This is a genomic window from Arenibaculum sp. (assembly GCF_035998295.1).
GTDB lineage: Bacteria > Pseudomonadota > Alphaproteobacteria > Azospirillales > Azospirillaceae > DASYHS01.
This window is the reverse complement of the sequence record NZ_DASYHS010000297.1, coordinates 1-16,095: the sequence shown is the minus strand read 5'-3', so window position 1 is coordinate 16,095 and position 16,095 is coordinate 1. Positions and strand designations below refer to the sequence as shown.

At 70.7% G+C, this 16,095-nt stretch carries 16 protein-coding genes; 10 read left to right on the top strand and 6 right to left on the bottom strand.

Annotated features, from left to right (window positions below; genetic code table 11):
- Nucleotides 1–493: 493 nt before the first annotated feature.
- Nucleotides 494–1,660, bottom strand: a complete 1,167-nt coding sequence (locus VGO20_RS28120) for a penicillin-binding protein activator (RefSeq protein WP_327505765.1) — start codon at nucleotides 1,658–1,660, stop codon at nucleotides 494–496.
- Between VGO20_RS28120 and rsmI the strand changes: the two genes are divergently transcribed.
- From rsmI to gshB, 4 genes are all read left to right on the top strand, one after another.
- Entirely contained in the window at nucleotides 1,585–2,601 is a 1,017-nt protein-coding gene (gene rsmI / locus VGO20_RS28115; RefSeq protein ID WP_414639922.1) for a 16S rRNA (cytidine(1402)-2'-O)-methyltransferase, read from the top strand. The genes VGO20_RS28120 and rsmI overlap by 76 nt on opposite strands.
- On the top strand, nucleotides 2,598–3,008 hold the full coding sequence (locus VGO20_RS28110; protein ID WP_327505734.1) for a YraN family protein: 411 nt from the start codon (nucleotides 2,598–2,600) through the stop codon (nucleotides 3,006–3,008). The genes rsmI and VGO20_RS28110 overlap by 4 nt, the downstream gene beginning before the upstream one ends.
- A gap of 159 nt (nucleotides 3,009–3,167) precedes the next feature.
- Nucleotides 3,168–3,977, top strand: coding sequence for a SirB1 family protein (locus tag VGO20_RS28105; RefSeq protein ID WP_327505733.1), 810 nt, complete (start codon nucleotides 3,168–3,170; stop codon nucleotides 3,975–3,977).
- A 45-nt stretch (nucleotides 3,978–4,022) separates the two neighbouring features.
- Nucleotides 4,023–4,991, top strand: coding sequence for a glutathione synthase (gene gshB, locus VGO20_RS28100; RefSeq protein WP_327505732.1), 969 nt, complete (start codon nucleotides 4,023–4,025; stop codon nucleotides 4,989–4,991).
- Between the two features lie 30 nt (nucleotides 4,992–5,021).
- On the opposite strand, the gene VGO20_RS28095 is transcribed toward gshB, so the two are convergent.
- The 4 genes from VGO20_RS28095 to VGO20_RS28080 form a co-directional block, all read right to left on the bottom strand.
- Nucleotides 5,022–5,654: a LysE family translocator gene (locus VGO20_RS28095; RefSeq protein ID WP_327505731.1), complete on the bottom strand. Its 633-nt coding sequence runs from the start codon at nucleotides 5,652–5,654 to the stop codon at nucleotides 5,022–5,024.
- A gap of 145 nt (nucleotides 5,655–5,799) precedes the next feature.
- Nucleotides 5,800–6,135 (bottom strand): helix-turn-helix domain-containing protein, encoded by a 336-nt coding sequence (locus tag VGO20_RS28090; protein WP_327505730.1) that lies wholly within the window; start codon nucleotides 6,133–6,135, stop codon nucleotides 5,800–5,802.
- Nucleotides 6,095–6,499 carry a type II toxin-antitoxin system RelE/ParE family toxin gene (locus tag VGO20_RS28085; RefSeq protein WP_327505729.1) on the bottom strand — a complete coding sequence of 135 codons (405 nt, stop codon included), beginning with the start codon at nucleotides 6,497–6,499 and terminating at the stop codon, nucleotides 6,095–6,097. The genes VGO20_RS28090 and VGO20_RS28085 overlap by 41 nt, the downstream gene beginning before the upstream one ends.
- A gap of 266 nt (nucleotides 6,500–6,765) precedes the next feature.
- Nucleotides 6,766–8,562 (bottom strand): thiamine pyrophosphate-requiring protein, encoded by a 1,797-nt coding sequence (locus tag VGO20_RS28080; RefSeq protein WP_327505728.1) that lies wholly within the window; start codon nucleotides 8,560–8,562, stop codon nucleotides 6,766–6,768.
- Between the two features lie 174 nt (nucleotides 8,563–8,736).
- On the opposite strand from VGO20_RS28080, the gene VGO20_RS28075 reads away from it, so the two are divergent.
- The 4 genes from VGO20_RS28075 to VGO20_RS28060 are packed head-to-tail and all read left to right on the top strand — an operon-like array spanning nucleotide 8,737 to nucleotide 12,507.
- Nucleotides 8,737–9,780 (top strand): TRAP transporter substrate-binding protein, encoded by a 1,044-nt coding sequence (locus VGO20_RS28075; RefSeq protein ID WP_327505727.1) that lies wholly within the window; start codon nucleotides 8,737–8,739, stop codon nucleotides 9,778–9,780.
- A 10-nt stretch (nucleotides 9,781–9,790) separates the two neighbouring features.
- On the top strand, nucleotides 9,791–10,327 hold the full coding sequence (locus VGO20_RS28070) for a TRAP transporter small permease (RefSeq protein WP_327505726.1): 537 nt from the start codon (nucleotides 9,791–9,793) through the stop codon (nucleotides 10,325–10,327).
- Between the two features lie 24 nt (nucleotides 10,328–10,351).
- Nucleotides 10,352–11,674 (top strand): TRAP transporter large permease, encoded by a 1,323-nt coding sequence (locus VGO20_RS28065; protein ID WP_327505725.1) that lies wholly within the window; start codon nucleotides 10,352–10,354, stop codon nucleotides 11,672–11,674.
- A gap of 32 nt (nucleotides 11,675–11,706) precedes the next feature.
- Nucleotides 11,707–12,507 (top strand): IclR family transcriptional regulator, encoded by an 801-nt coding sequence (locus VGO20_RS28060; protein WP_327505724.1) that lies wholly within the window; start codon nucleotides 11,707–11,709, stop codon nucleotides 12,505–12,507.
- A 22-nt stretch (nucleotides 12,508–12,529) separates the two neighbouring features.
- On the opposite strand, the gene VGO20_RS28055 is transcribed toward VGO20_RS28060, so the two are convergent.
- A complete protein-coding gene (locus VGO20_RS28055) occupies nucleotides 12,530–13,147 on the bottom strand; it encodes a DUF4142 domain-containing protein (protein WP_327505723.1) in 618 nt (205 codons plus the stop codon).
- A gap of 466 nt (nucleotides 13,148–13,613) precedes the next feature.
- Between VGO20_RS28055 and VGO20_RS28050 the strand changes: the two genes are divergently transcribed.
- Both VGO20_RS28050 and VGO20_RS28045 read left to right on the top strand, forming a co-directional pair.
- Nucleotides 13,614–15,320 carry a methyl-accepting chemotaxis protein gene (locus tag VGO20_RS28050; RefSeq protein WP_327505722.1) on the top strand — a complete coding sequence of 569 codons (1,707 nt, stop codon included), beginning with the start codon at nucleotides 13,614–13,616 and terminating at the stop codon, nucleotides 15,318–15,320.
- A gap of 136 nt (nucleotides 15,321–15,456) precedes the next feature.
- Nucleotides 15,457–16,095: transporter substrate-binding protein (locus VGO20_RS28045; RefSeq protein ID WP_327505721.1), on the top strand; the 639-nt coding region annotated here is incomplete at its 3' end.

Sequence of the window (16,095 nt, the reverse complement as noted above, 5' to 3'; positions counted from 1 at the left end):
GGACAGCTTACCCGACCTTCAAGCAAGCTGCCGACACCGCCAAAGGTACAGGGAGGGGCCCAACCGAAGGTTGGGAGGGTGAGGGCAGGCCGCCCGCGGACCCTCACCTTCCCACCGCTACGCGGCGAGCCCATCCTCTCCCGCGGGTACGGGAGAGGATGTGTTCAACCGATAGGGCTCGCGTCCGTCAAATGCCCTGAGGGCGGGATGGTGTCTCTTGTGCCGCGGGTTGCTGACGATGCTGGTATCGCGGACGGTCACTCCTTCCGGTCCCCGGGCACCGCGTCCCGCGGTGCGAACAGGGGAGGGCCAGACCTGACATCCTTCATGATCAGGTCGAAGACATCCTTCTCTTCCGCATACCCGGCGTGGAGCAGATAGCTCTTCAGGTTGGGTTTCGTCTTCGCGTGAGGCTCTTTCGACACTGACACGACCTCTCGGCCGTCGCGACGGCGAGAACGGAGACTCTCGCCGTCCACGACCACGACTGTCCTCACTGCAGCAGCGGCTCGAAGCTGGACGGCGCCGGGTCGACGACCCGGGGGCCGGCGCGGGTCACCTCCAGCACGGCGAGGCCGCGCTCGACCACGCCGCCGGGCAGCAGGCGGAACACGCCGTCGGTGCCGATGAACCCGCTCGGCTCGGTCAGCGCCGCCGGGCCGAGGTCGCCGAACTGGGCGAGCCGCGCCGCCAGCGCGGTCGCATCGTAGGCCAGCGTCGCGAGGCGGTGTGGTGCTGCGCCGTAGAACTCGGCGTAGCGCTCCTCGAAGCCGGCGCGGGCACCCGGGTCGGGGGCGGCGTACCAGCCGCCGACCAGCGTCGCCTCGCGCCCGGTCGCGGGATCGTCCCACTGCCCGGTGCCGAGCAGCCGCACCCGGCGGGGATCGATCTCGAAATAGGACAGCATCGGCGCCATCGTGCGCAGCTTCTCCCCGCCCTCGGCGATCATGACCGCGTCGAAGGCCGCCGGCCCGGCCGACGCGAGGCTGCGCACCGCGGGCGAAGCGTCGGGCGCCGCCGCGTCGTAGCGCTCGACCCTGACGATGTCGGCGCCGAACCGGTCGGCCGAGGTCCGCAGCGCGTCCGCGACCGCGTTGCCGTAGGGCGTCGCCGGCACCAGCGCGCCGACCCGCGAGAGGCCCTGGGCGCGGGCGTAGCCGACCACGCGCCGCACCTGTTCCTGGGGCACGAGGCCCATGACCCAGGTGCCGGCGTCGGCATGGGTCCAGTCGTTGGAGAAGGCGAGCACCGGGACCCCGGAGGCGCGCGCCACCGGCTTGACCGCCCCGACGGACTGGGAAAGCAGCGGCCCCAGGATCAGGTCCGCCCCCTCGGCCAGCGCGTCCCGGGCGGCGGCCTGGGCGCCCTCGGGCGTGCCCGCGGTGTCGCGCGGCAGCAGCTCGAACCCGTCGCCGGCGGCGTCGAACAGCGCGAGCTGGGCCGCGTTGAGCATCGACTGGCCGACCGGGGCCGCCTGGCCGGTCAGGGGAAGGAGCAGGGCCACCTTGACCGGTCCCGGCTCGGGCAGCGGCACCGGGTCCGCGGCCAGGGGCTCGGCCGCCGGTGCTTGCGCCGGCGGCTGGGGTGCCGGTAGGTTGGTCGCGCAGGCCGCCAGCACCGAGACTGCCGCGGCGGCCAGCAGCGCCCGCGGGCCCTGCATGCGCAAGAAAGTCGCCGATCGTGCCACAGAAGCTCTCCGTTCCTGAATCCGGCCTGCCGAGCGACGACGTTAGCCGCGCGGAAGGGGCAAGTAAACCTGACCCGGGCCTTTACCTCGTCGCAACCCCCATCGGCAACGCCGCCGACATAACGTTGCGTGCGCTCGACACGTTGCGCCGCGTCGACGCGATCGCCTGCGAGGACACGAGGGTGACCCGGCGGCTGCTGGCCGTCCACGGCGTCGACACGCCGCTGCTGTCATATCACGAGCACAATGCGGCGCGGATGCGGCCGGTGATCCTGGAGCGCGTGCGCGCGGGCGGCAGCGTAGCACTGGTCTCCGACGCCGGCACGCCGCTCGTCTCCGATCCCGGCTACAAGCTCGTGCGCGACGCCGTCGCCGAGGGGCTCCCCGTCACCGCCCTGCCCGGGCCGAGCGCGCCGCTGGCGGCCCTCGTCCTGTCCGGCCTGCCGACGGACCGGTTCATGTTCGCGGGCTTCCTGCCCTCCAAGGCGGGCGCGCGCCGCTCGGCGCTGTCGGCGCTGCGCACGCTCGACGCCTCGATCGTCGTGTTCGAATCGGCGCAGCGCCTGCCGGCCATGCTGGCCGACGCGGCCGAGGTCCTGGGCCCGCGCGACGCCGCGGTCGCGCGCGAGCTGACCAAGCTGTTCGAGGAGGTCCGGCGCGGCCCGCTCGCCGGCCTCGCGGCCCACTACGCCGAGGCGGGGCCGCCGAGGGGCGAGGTCGTCGTCGTGTTCGGGCCGCCGGCCGAGGGCGCGGCCGAGGCCGGCGACGCCGCGGTCGACGCGGCCCTGCTGCGCGCACTCGCCCATGCCAGCGTGAAGGACGCGGCGGCCGAGGTCGCGGCCGCGACCGGCCGGCCCCGGCGCGAGGTCTATGCCCGCGCCCTGGCGCTCGCCCGCGGCGGGGAGCCGGGATGAAGAGGGCCGGCGGGAAGGGGGCCGGCGGGAAGGGAGATCGCCGCGCGCGCGGCGCCGCGGCGTGGCGGCGGGGACGCTGGGCCGAGGCGCTGTGCCGGCTGGTGCTGACGCTCAAGGGCTACAGGATACTGGCCGCGGGCCGGCGGTCGGGCCTGGGCGAGATCGACATCGTGGCGCGCCGGGGCCGCGTGCTCGCGGTGGTCGAGGTCAAGGCCCGCGCCGACCTGGCGCTCGCGCATGCCGCGATCGGGGCCGCGCAGCGCCGGCGCATCGTCCGCTCGGCCGCGCAGTTCGCGGCCTCGCGCCCGGACCTGGCCGGGCTCGACCTGCGCTTCGACGCGATGCTGGTGGCGCCCTGGCGGCTGCCGCGCCACCTCCGCGACGCCTGGAGGCCGGAGGCGCTTTAGGAGTATGGTCGATTCCGGATCGACCGGGCGGCGAAGATCGGCTATGTCCGGCCGGAACGCCCCCAGGGACGTTCCTCCGGGACCTGCCCGGAGGACGGCCCTCGGGGCGAGGACGGGCAAGAAGTGACCGGAAACGTCGTGAGCACCCGACAGGAAGCCATGGACATTCTGCGTGAGGCGGGCACCCTGCCCGACGAGGAGATCCGCCTCGCCGACACCGCGCTGGCGCTGGCGGCGATGAGCCGGCCCCGGATGGAGTTCGACCGCTACCGCGGCCACCTGGCCGAGCTGGCGCGCGAGGTCGGCGAGGCCGCCGGCCCGATCCCGCGGCTGGACGACCGCGTCGGCGCGCTGCACGAGGTGATCGTGGAGCGGCACGGCTATCACGGCGACCAGCTGACCTACGACGACATCCAGAACGCCGACCTGTCGCGCGTCATCGAGCGCAAGCGCGGGCTGCCGGTGGCGCTCGGCATCCTGTTCATCGAGTGCGCGCGCGCCCAGGACTGGAGCGTGGTCGGCCTCAACTTCCCGGGCCATTTCCTGATCCGGCTGGAGGCGTTCGGCGAGCGCGCGATCCTCGACCCCTTCAACGAGGGCCGGTCCCGCTCGGTCGTCGAGCTGCGCGACCTGCTGAAGGTCGCGGCCGGGGCCGAGGCCGAGCTGTCGCCGGAATACTACCGCCCCGTGACCAACCGGGACATATTGCTGCGCCTCCAGAACAACCTGAAGCTCCGCTTCCTGCGCGGCGACCGGATCGACAAGGCGGTCGAGGTGGTCGAGGGCATGCTGATGTTCGCCCCCCAGGAGCCGGCGCTGTGGCGCGAGGCGGGGCTGCTCCAGGCCCATCTCGGCAATCTCGGCGGCGCCGTCGAGGCGCTGGAGACCTTCATGGACCTGAGCCGGAACGACCAGCTCCGCCACCAGACCGCACTGCTGCTCCAGCAGCTCCGCAACCGCCTCAACTGACCACCGTCAACTGCCCGCACCAGGCCCGCACCCAGGAGAATCGCGATGAGCCTCGCCGTCGCCATCCAGATGGACCCGATGGAATCCGTCAACATCGACGCCGACAGCAGCTTCGTGATGGCGCTGGAGGCCCAGCGCCGCGGCCATGCGCTCTTCCACTACCAGCCGCGCGACCTGATCTTCCGCCACAACCGGCTGCTGGCGCGGGTCCGGCCGCTCACCGTCCGGCGCGAATACGGCAACCACCACGCCTTCGGCGGCACCCAGACCGTGGACCTCGCGACGATGGACGTGGTGCTGATGCGCCAGGACCCGCCCTTCGACATGTCCTACATCACCGCGACCCACCTGCTGGAGCACCTGCAGCCCCGCGTGCTGATCGTCAACGACCCCGCCGAGGTCCGCAACGCCCCGGAGAAGCTGTTCGTCGCCCATTTCCCGGAGCTGATGCCCCCGACCCTGATCACGACCGACCGCCAGGAGATCCTGGCCTTCCGGGCCGAGCACAAGGACATCATCGTGAAGCCGCTGTTCGGCAACGGCGGCGCCGGCGTGTTCCACCTGAAGCCCGACGACGAGAACCTGGGCTCGCTGCTGGAGATGTTCACCCAGATCTACCGCGAGCCGGTGATCGTGCAGAAATACCTGCCGGAGATCCGCCAGGGCGACAAGCGCATCATCCTGATCGAGGGCGAGCCGGTGGGCGCGGTCAGCCGCCTGCCCCAGGAAGGCGAGGCGCGCGCCAACTTCCATGCCGGCGGCAGCGCCCGGCGCACGGGCCTGACGACGCGCGAGCGCGACATCTGCGCCGCGATCGGCCCGATCCTGCGCGAGAAGGGGCTGGTCTTCGTCGGCATCGACGTCATCGGCGACTATCTGACCGAGATCAACGTCACCAGCCCGACCGGCATCCAGGAGATCAACCGCCTCGACGGCGTCCGCCTGGAGGAGACCCTGTGGGACGCGATCGAGCAGCGCCACGACGCGTTGCGCGGCCTGCACCCCCGGGCTTGACCGGCAAGGCGGTTCCGGCCTGAGGCCCGTCTATCGCCGGTCGTCGAGCGCGAGGCGCAGCGCGAGGCCGGCGAACACGGTGCCGAGCAGGAGGCGCGACGCCCGCTCGAACCACGCCGCCTGCAGGATCCTGGCCCGCATGTGGCTCGCCAGGACGATGACGGCGCCGTTCACGACCAGGCCGATGGCGTTCAGGATCGTCGCCAGCACCAGGACCTGCATCGCGACCGGCCCGCCGGACGGATCGACGAACTGCGGAAACAGCGCCAGGACGAAGAGGGCCATCTTCGGGTTCAGCAGGTTCGTCGCGAGCCCTTCTCCGAAGGCCCGCCGCAGGGAGCGGCGCGCGAGGTCCCCGGTGACCGCGAGACCCGTTCCGCCCGGCCGCAACGCCTTCCAGGCGAGGAACAGCAGGTACGCCGCCCCCGCCCACCGGACGAGGTCGTAAGCCATCGGAACGGCCAAGAAGAGCTGCGACAGGCCGAAGGCCGCGGCGGCGGCGTGGCAATAGGTTCCGGCCTGGATGCCGGCCAGGGTCATGAAGCCCGCCGACCGGCCCTGGCTGACGCCGCGGGACGCCACGAGCATCATGTCCGGGCCCGGCGTCGCGGTCAGCGCGAGGCACGCCGCGGCGAAAACGAGGATCGTCGACAACTCCGGCATCCCGGGGCCCTCCGTAGCGCCCGTGCCGGGACGGCGGGGCGGACGGACTGTAGCGCGATTGCAACCGCGCGTCGAGAGGGTGTCTGCCGAAACACCCGCGGGACAGGCCTGATCGCCCCGGCCGCCGGCTCTACGCCCGCAATCTTCACGCGATGGCCCGCAGGCCGTTCCTGCGGACGATCGCGAGCAGGCGCAACGCCGGTCCGCCCGGTCGCTTGACGCCGCGTTCCCAGTCCGAGACGAGGTTCTTGGACACGTTCAGGTAACGCGCGAAGACCGGCTGGGAGACGCGCTCGCGCTCGCGGATCGCCCTGATCTCTTCGGGGGTCATGGCGGGTGCCGGCGACAGGCATGCCGCGTCGAACTCCCGCATCGTCTGCTTGTCGGCCAGTCCGGCGCTGTGAAATCCCTCGACCATCTCGTGGACGGCCGCCGCGACTTCACTGCGGTAGGTCTTGGCCGGCTCCTTCCTGGTCCTCACATCTCACCTCGACGAATGTTCCGGCGGCAACGAGACGGTCGAGATCGGCCTCCGGTACTCCCAGCGCCACCTTCGCGGCCTTCTTCAGGATGGCTTCGTCATCGTCGCCGATATTGTCCGTGTCGCTCTTCGCGAACCCGAACGCGAAGATCGCCCGCCTCTCGACCCGGAAAAAGACCAATGTCCTGTAGCCGCCCGACTTGCCGGAGCCCGGCCGGGCGACCCGTTGCTTGATAAGACCGCCACCGAGGTCGGCGTCGATCAAGCCCTTGTTAGCCCGGGCTACGGCTTCGCACAGCACCCCATCGGCGATTCTTTCCTTGCGGGCGAACCGCTGGAACCAAGCGTTCTTGAATACTCGCAACCGATATTCCTGTTTATATAACGCCTGGTGTGATGCTTCAAGCCACCACCGGGTATGGCGATTCTCCCCGATCCCGGCATTCGAAGCATCACCGCGCCTGGCAAGAGCCGTCAGGGCAGGCGGAATGTAATGCAATAGAACTCGGCCGTCGAGGAAGGTCGCTCGGGATGTTCAGGTCACGGGCCCGGCCGCGGGGGCCGGCTGCAGCAACTGTCCCCGGTCGGCGTGTCCACGGGACGGAGTTGTCCTTACCGTGGGCTCAGCCGTCACGGCCGCACCCGGATCTCGACCAGCGCCTGCGTGCGCCGGGTCTCGACGTGCCCGATCGCGGCGGCGAGGACGCCGGGAAGCTCCGCGCCGTCGGACACCAGCGCCGTCCAGGCGCGGCTGGCCTGTGCGATCTTGGTGAAGTCCGGGGTCGGCGCCAGCGAGGTCAGCGGCATCGTGTTGGTCCGCGACGCGTAGCCGTCGGGATAGATGCCCAGGACCGACTGCCGGACCGCCCCCCATTCGCCGTTGTTCAGCACCAGGACCAGGACCGGCAGCGCCAGCGCCTCGGCGATCTGGTGGCACGCGGCGGGGTTGGAAAAGATGTAGGACCCGTCGCCCATGGTCGCGACGACCAGCCGCCCGCGGTCGGCGAGCGACATGCCGAGCGCCGCCGGGAACGACCAGCCGAGGCCGCCGGAATGCGGCTCCTGGTACCAGCTCCCTGGCTCGCGCAGGCTCAGCGGCGACAGCGGGCAACCCAGCTCCGACAGCACCGTCGCCCGCCGGTCGCCGATCGCCCGCGACAGGCACAGGCTGGCATGGTCCTTGGTCATCGGCAGGCCGCCGCCGGCCTCGGCCCGGGCCAGAACGGCGGCGCGCGCCTTCGCGATGGCGGGCCCGGCCGTCCGCCGCCGCCGCTCGATCCGCCCGCCCGCTTGGTGCCCCGCCTGTTCCCGGCGCCGGCCCATCGCCGCCGCGATCGCCAGGATGCCGTCCGCCACCTCTCCCATCAGCGACAGGTCGGAACGGAAGTTGCGCACGGGAAAGCGGCCGGAGAGCGGGTCCTCGCCGAGATGGACGATCCTGCACCCCTCGGCCGGCCGGTGGACGTCCGGCGACCACGGGGCGATGCAGTCGATCGCCAGGATGACGTCCGCCTCCTCGATCCACGGCGACGGGTCGGCGCCGGCCGCCATCGGGTGGTCGGTCGGGATCGCGAGCTGCACCGCCCAGTACTGGAGCACGGGGATCGCCCAGTCCCGCGCCAGTGCCGACAGGGCGGCGAACGCCGCCTCGCTGCCGCAGCCCCGCTGCGCGACGATGACCGGCCGCTCGGCCGCGGCGAGCAGGTCGGCCGCGGCCTCGACCGCGCCGGCATCGGCCCTGGCCCGCGCCGGCGCCATGCTCGCCGGCCGCGACAGGCCCTCCGACGGGCACGGCTCGCACAGCGTCTCGCGCGGCAGGCTGACATAGACCGGCCCGCGCGGCGTCGAGTTGGCGATCGCATGCGCGCGGTCGACGACGTCGGGCACCTGCTCGGGGAAGCGCAGCTCGTAGTCCCATTTGCACGCCTCGCGCACCAGCGCGCTCTGGTCGCGCATCTCCTGGCCCCAGCCGATCGGCACCGTGCGGGCACCCTTGCGTCCCTGCTCCAGCACGGGCGTCCGGCCCGAGAACAGCAGGACCGGGATCTGCTCGGTCGCGGCGTTGATCGCGCCGATCGCGCAGTTGGCGAGCCCGACATTGGTGTGGGCCATCACCGCCTGGGCGCGCCCGGTGGCGAGATAATAGCCGTGCGCCATGCCCATGGCGGCCGATTCGTGCGGCATCACCAGCGCCTGGGGCAGCTCGACGTTCCTGGCCGCCGCCTCCGCCAGCCCCTCGATGATCGGCGGGAAGTCGGTGCCGGAGTTGGCGAAGATGTAGTCGACCCCGACCGCCTTGAGACGCGCGAGCAGCGCCCCGCCCGCCGTGATCGTGGAGGCCGCCGAGGTTTCCCCGGCCCCGTTCCCGGCCCGGTTCTCGGCCCCGGCGGAAGCGGCGGGATCGGCATCGTCGGTGCGTGGGGTCATATCATTGCTATATTTGAAATTATGATGTCAGAAATCTTGACGGCCGCGGGTGGAGTTGTCAATCTTGACCTGCCCGGAGATGTCCGCGACGGTATCGGTCATGCGGGCGACGACAACCGCACGGGTCCGATCCGTCGGGCCGGCCAAGAATTCCAGGCAAGGGGAGGGGAAACGATGCGGAACGGGACGAAGCTGCTCGCCGGGACGGTCGCCGGCGCGATCCTGGCGCTGGGCGCCGCCGGAACGGCGCAGGCCCAGGAATACAAGTTCAAGCTGCACCACTTCCTGGGGCCGCAGGCGCCGGCCCACACCGAGATGCTGGAGCCGTGGGCGCAGCGGATCGAGCAGGCGTCCGGCGGCCGGATCGACATCGAGATCTTCCCGGCCATGTCGCTGGGCGGCAAGCCGCCGGAGCTGATCCGCCAGGTCCGCGACGGCGTGGTGGACATCGTCTGGACGGTCAACGGCTACACGGCCGGCCTCTTCCCGCGCACGGAGGTGTTCGAGCTGCCGTTCATCCACACCAACGACCCCGCGGCGACCAACCTCGCCATCAACGACCTCTTCGAGGAGCACCTGGCGGAGGAGTTCGACGGCATCAAGGTGCTGTTCAACCACGTGCATGCCGGGCAGGCGATCCACACCGTCGACGCGGAGGTGCGCTCGCCCGACGACATGCGCGGCCTGAAGATGCGCATCCCGACCCGGACCGGCGCCTGGGTGATCGAGGCGCTGGGGGCGAGCCCGGCCGGCATGCCGGTCCCCGACCTGCCGCAAGCGCTCTCGAAGAAGGTCGTCGACGGCGCCCTGATCCCGTGGGAGATCATCCCGGCGCTCAAGCTGCAGGACCTGACCCAGTACCAGATCGAGGGGCACGACAAGGCGCGCTTCGGCACGACCACGTTCCAGGTCTCGATGAACCTCGACCGCTGGAACGGCCTGCCGGAGGACATCCAGCGGATCTTCCTCGACAATTCCGGTGAGGAGTGGCTCGCCGAGGTCGGCCGGATCTGGCGCAAGAGCGACGACGCCGGCATCGAGATCGCCCAGAAGGCCGGCAACACGCATGTCGTGCTGAGCGAGGAGGAGACGGCGGCCTTCCGCGAGGCGCTGGAGCCGGTCGTGCAGCGCTGGATCGAGGAGGTCTCGGCCAAGGGCATCGACGGCAAGGCGCTGGTCGAGGCGGCGCGCGCCGCGGTCGCCCGGCACACGAACTGAGGGGCTCCGCATGGAGGCCGCCGGCCGCCCGTCCTCCCGCCTCGCGGCCGTGGCCGCGGTCGCGCGGCGGGTCATCGAGGGATGGGCGCTGGCCGGCGGCCTGCTCCTGCTCGCGATCGTCCTGCTGACGGCCTGGAGCCTGGCCGGCGACGTGCTGGGCGGCGGCCCGCTGCCGGGCGACTTCGAGATCGTCGAGGTCGGCGTGGCGGTCGCGGTCTTCTCGTTCCTGCCCTACTGCCAGGTCACCGGGGCGAACGTGACGGCCGACATCTTCACGGCCGGCGCCGGGCCGCGGCTCAAGCGCGTCCTCGGCCTCGCCGCCGCGGCGATCGCCCTCGGCTTCTCCGCCTTCCTGACGTGGCGGATGTATCTGGGGATGCAGGACTACCGCCGGTACGAGGAGGTCACGACGATCTACCAGTTCCCGATCTGGCAGGCCTTCGTCCCGATCCTGGTCTCGCTCTTCCTCCTCGTCGTCGCCTCCCTGATAACCCTCGGCGAGAGCCTGCGCGCGGCCCCTCCGCCCGATGCGCCCGGCGTCGACTGATCCTCCTTCGGCGGTCCGTCCATCATGGAAAACGAGCTATCCGTCGGGCTTGCCGGCCTCGCGGCCCTGATCGGCCTGATCGCCCTCCGGGTGCCGGTCGCCTACGCGATGATCATCGTCGGCGCGGTCGGGATCGTCGTCCTCTCCGGCAGCGCGATCCTGATGTCGCAGCTCAAGACCCTGGCCTACGGCCAGTTCTCCAACTACGACCTCAGCGTCGTCCCGATGTTCGTCCTGATGGGCAACATCGCGACCCGCGTCGGGCTGTCCCACGACCTGTTCCGCGGGGCGAACGCCTGGCTCGGCCGGATGCGCGGCGGCGTCGCGATGGCAGCGATCGCGGCCTGCGCCGGCTTCGGCTCGGTGTGCGGCTCCTCGCTCGCGACGGCCTCGACGATGGGGCAGGTGGCCCTTCCCCAGCTCCGGCGCTACCGCTACTCGCCGCAGCTCGCGACCGGCACGCTCGCCGCCGGCGGCGTGCTGGGCATCCTGATCCCGCCCTCGGTCGTGCTCGTGGTCTATGCGGTGATCGTGGAGGCGAACATCGTCACGATGTTCACCGCCGCCTTCATCCCCGGCCTGCTGGCGGTGCTGTTCTTCCTGCTGACGATCGCGGTCTACGTGCGGCTGGTCCCGGGCGCCGGCCCCGCGGGCGAGCGCGTCCCTCGCCGCGAGCTGGTCGGCGCGACCCTGGGCCTCCTGCCCGTGCTGGCCATCTTCGGGCTGGTGATCGGCGGCATCTATTTCGGCTTCTTCAACCCGACCCCGGCCGCCGCGATCGGCGTCTTCCTCGTCCTCGTCTACGGGCTGGCGCGCCGGGCGCTCGGCTTCGGCGACCTGCGCGTGGCGCTGCTGGAGACGGCCCGGACCACCGGGATGATCTACCTGATCCTCCTGGGCGCGGAGCTGCTGAAGATCTTCATGTCGCGCGGCGGCGTCCCGCAGGCCGCGGCGGAGATGATGGCGACCAGCGGCCTGTCGCCGATGATGATCCTGGTCATCCTGCTGGCGGCGCTGATCCTGCTGGGCTGCCTGATGGACAGCCTGTCGATGATCCTCCTGGTCGTGCCGTTCTTCTGGCCGGTGATCGCGGCGCTCGATTTCGGCCTCGGCCCGGAGGAGACGAAGATCTGGTTCGGCATCCTGGCCCTGATCGTGGTCGAGCTGGGCCTGATCACGCCGCCGGTCGGGATGAACGTCTTCGTCATCAACGCGCTCGCCCGCGACGTCCCCATGAGCGAGACGTTCAAGGGCGTGCTGCCCTTCTTCCTGGTGGAGATTATCCGCGTCGCGCTGCTGGTGGTCTTCCCGGGCATCGTGTTGTTCCTGCCTCGGCTTCTCGGCTAGAACGGAAGCCTCCACCAGTCCTGGGAGCGGGCGTGGCGACACAGCTCAACGGCTCGATCGTTAAGGCCTTCGGCATCCTCAACCTGTTCTCCCCCGGGCGGACGGAGATAAACGCCGCGCTGGTCTCGGCCGAGCTGGGGCTGAACGCGGTCACCGCGCACCGGTTCCTGCGCACGCTCGAGAGCGTCGGCGCCCTGGTGGCGGTCACGAAGGGGAGCTACCGCCTCGGCTTCGCCCTCGTCGACCTCGGCGACCGCGCCTCGCAGGAGGCCAGCCTCGCCAAGGCCGTGCAGCCGATCCTGGACGCGCTGACGCGCGACCTCGACGAAGGCACCATGGCGACGGTGTTCGAGACCGACCAGGTCGTGTGCATCGCCAGGGCCGTCTCCAGCCGGCCGGTCTTCGTGGACATCCGGATCGGCAGCCGGTTCGAGGCCTATTGCACCGCGCACGGCAAGCTGTGGCTGTCGCGGCTGTCCCCGGACCGGCTCGCGCGCTACCTCGACGTCGTCGAGCGCCGGAGGATCACCTCCCACACCCTCGTCTCGCGCGAGGAGCTGGCCCGCGAGCTGCAGGAGATCCGGGAGCGCGGCTACGCCGTCAACCGCGGCGAGCGCGAGGAGGACATCCGGGCGGTGGCCGTCCCGGTGACGACGCGCGGCGACCGCATGATCGCCGGCCTGTCGACCTTCGGGCCGGCCATGCGCATGACCGACGCGTTCCTCCTCGACGCGGTGGAGCGCCTGCGCCGGGCCGCCGCGGAGACGGAGCGGGCGCTGTATGGTCCGCCGGGGGGCCCGCCCGGGGACCTGCACGGCGGAGAGCCGGACTGATGATCCGGCTCCCCGCCTCCGGTCAGCGGACCATGCCGACTGCGGGCGCCATCAAGGTGACGATGTGCCCGGCATGGTCCCGCAGCGCCGGCGTCCACCGGGACGCGAAGGTGCGGACGTCGGGGTCGGTGCCGCCGCTCGCCTCCGCGTCGTAGAGGGCGACGGCGAGCTGGTGCTCGGCGAGCTGCTGCTGCAGGTACTGCCGGTCGAACTCGGCCCCCTCCAGCGCCGCCAGCGCCGCCACCACCGCCTGCCGGCCCTCGTCGGGCGCCGTCGGCGGCGTCATCCCCTTGGCCTCGGCAAGCACCACCAGCTCGGCATTGGCCCTCGAATGCTCCTCGACCATGCGCTGGCCGAAGGCGCGGACGTCGGGGCTGGCGGCGCGCTGCATGGCGAGCTGGCCGAGCGCGACCTCCGCCAGGCCGCCATAGGCCGCCTGGGTCAGGAACGCCTGGTCGGCCACGGTGAGGGCCGAGGTGGGGGCTGTCCCTACGCCCGACGCCCCCGTGCCTGCCGCGGCCTGGGCGCCGGTGGCGCCGGTGGTGCCCGCCACGGGCGCGAGTTCCGGTTCCGGGCCCGTGGAGCAGGCCGCGAGCGAGATGAGGGCGGCGGCGACCGTGCCCGAACGTATGAAGCGCATCTTGGATCTCCCTGACCACTGCGTGAGGTGACGTTCAAACAGCGCCTGCGGGGGTTTGGTACGCGGCCGATCCTCCGGTGAAGCACCGGATGAAAGGGCCGGTGAAAGACAATGACCGGAGCGGCGACATTCGGTGACCCGAAGCAGAGACATGGACAGTGCCGGCAGCCGAAAGAATTCCGCCCTGCCCAGTAAGGCAATTACGAAAACCTTCAGGCTTAAACTAAGTTTATTTTCGACGTTAACTAGCCGATAAGGACTCGCGTACATACTCCGATATGGCGCCAATACTCAGGCGCCCATGCATACAGAATGGTCTCGATGTCGAGACGGATACTGGCGACCTGGCAATCGGCTGGGCGCGACGGCGGAGTCTTGCAAGGATTTGCGGGGGCGAGCGGCTCCGGCAAGTCATGGGCATACCGGCAGTAGTCCGGTGGACGACATCGGAACAAGAGGACTGGTCATGATGAAGAACTTCTCGCTGTCGGCCAAGATGCAGGCGGTCATCTGCCTGCTCTCCGTTAGCTGCATCGTCATTGCCGTGATCGCGGCGTCGAGCATCCAGGCCCTCAGCACGGCGACGTCCGAGGTCGGTACGGTTGTCCGCTCGGTGCGGACCGGCGGCGAGTTGAGCCGCAGCTTCCTGGACCTGACCCTCGAATACTCCCGCATCGGCCTCGATCCCGACGAGTTCGACGAGATCAAGAAGCAGATCGAGGCCCGGAACGCCGTGGCCCGGGAGCGGATCGAAGCCGTGGTCGCGGAAGCCGGCCACGCGCATGCCGAGGAGGCGGAGATGGTCTCCGCGATCGCGGCCGCGTTCGGAACCTACGAGGCCGATCTGAAGCAGTCGCTGCAGGACGCCCAGACCTACCGCGAGGAGGGGCAGCTCCGCCAGGCCCAGTACGCGATGCTGGCCGCCATCGCCAGCAGCCGGTCCACGGCCGAAGCGGTGGTGAAGGCCATCCTCGCCTTCGAGGAGCACGTCTCGCAGGAGGGCTTCGCGATCGTCGACGACGCCTCGTCGCTCGCCGCCGGGCGCGAGACGCTCATCGTCGTCGCCGCCGCGGCGTCGATCCTGCTCGGCGGGTTGCTCGGCTGGCTGATCACCCGCTTCGGGGTGGTGAAGCCGATCCGGTCGATCACCGCCTGCCTGCGCCGCCTCGCGGACGGCGACCTGGAGACGGAGGTCGTCGGCACTGCGCGCAAGGACGAGATCGGCGAGATCGCCCAGGCCGCGCAGACGTTCAAGGACAACCTGATCAAGGCCCGCGGAATCGAGCAGGAAGCGAAGGAGATGGAGGCGCGCGCCCAGGCGGACCGGCGCCGGGCGATCCTGGACTTGGCCGAGCGCTTCGAGCATCGCGTCGGCTCGGTCGTCAAGGAGGTGAGCCGGTCTGCCGACAACCTCAAGGTGACGGCTGCCAACCTGTCGTCCACGGTGGAGCGGGTCAACGCCCTGTCCGCCGCCGTGGTCGCGGCCTCGGAGCAGGCGAACGCCAGCGTCGGCACGGTCGCCGCCGCCTCGGAGGAGATGTCCTCGGCCATCCACGAATTGTCGCACCGGCTGACGCAGTCGGCGAGCCGGTCGCGCAAGGCGTCCGAGGGCATGGACGAGGCCCAGCGCGAGTTCTCGGTGCTGCTGCAGACGATCGAGCAGGTGGACCAGATCGTCGCGGCCATCAACACGGTGGCGGAGCAGACCAACCTGCTGGCGCTGAACGCCACCATCGAGGCGGCGCGCGCCGGCGAGGCCGGGAAGGGCTTTGCCGTCGTAGCCAGCGAGGTGAAGAACCTGGCCAGCCAGACCCGCGGCATGACCGAGCAGATCGGCGGCCAGATCGGCTCGGTCAAGGCAGCGTCCAACCGGACGGTCCAGTCGATGAGCTCGATCGTCCAGCAGATCGGCGACATCGACCAGTCCTCCGCCGACATGGCCGTCTCGGTCGAGCAGCAGAGCGCCGCGACGACCGAGATCAGCCGCAGCGCCCAGCAGGCCGCCGCCGGGACTTCGGCCGTGTCGGCGAGCATCGCCGACATCCGGGAGGCCGGCAACGCCACCGGCGCCGCGTCAAGCAGCGTGGAGCTTGCCTCCAACGACCTCGCCCGGCAGGCCGGCGCTCTGCACCAGGCGGTCGAGGACTTCCTCAGCGAGGTCCGGGCGGCCTGACCCCGACCCCGGCTACGCCGGCCTTCTTCCCGACACCGCGGGGGTCCCCGGACCTCCGCGGCCCCGGCGAGGCGCGCCTCTCGTCGACGAGCGCGCGCGCCCGAAGAACGACAGTCGACACTCCAGGAGAACGAGCATGAAGATAACGCGGCGCAGCTTCCTGAAATCGACCGCCATCGCGGGGGCGGCCGGTTCGGCCGGTTTCCCCCACATCTGGATCAAGGACGCCGGCCTCGCCTGGGCGGCGGGCGGCGAGATCAAGGTCGGCGTGCTGTTCTCGCTGACCGGCACCACCGCGGTCGTCGAGAAGTCGATGCACGACGCCACCTTGATGGCGATCGACGAGATCAACGCGGCCGGCGGCGTCAACGGCATGAAGATCACGGCCGTCGTCGAGGACCCGGCCTCCGACCCCGCCACCTTCTCGGAGAAGGCCAACAAGCTCGTCCTCGCCGACAAGTGCGTCAGCGTATTCGGCTCCTACACCTCGGCCTCGCGCAAGGCCGTCCTGCCGATCTTCGAGAAGCGCCAGAACCTCTACTGGTACCCGACCCTCTACGAGGGGCGCGAGTGCTCGAAGAACGTGATGTACACGGGCGCCGTGCCGAACCAGCAGCAGAAGGACTTCATCCCCTGGCTGGTCAAGAACTTCGGCAAGAAGTTCTACCTGATCGGCTCGAACTACATCTACCCGAAGGAGGAGAACAACGTCTGCAAGATCCTGCTCGACCAGCTCGGCGGCGAGGTGGTCGGCGAGGAATACGTGCCGCTCGGC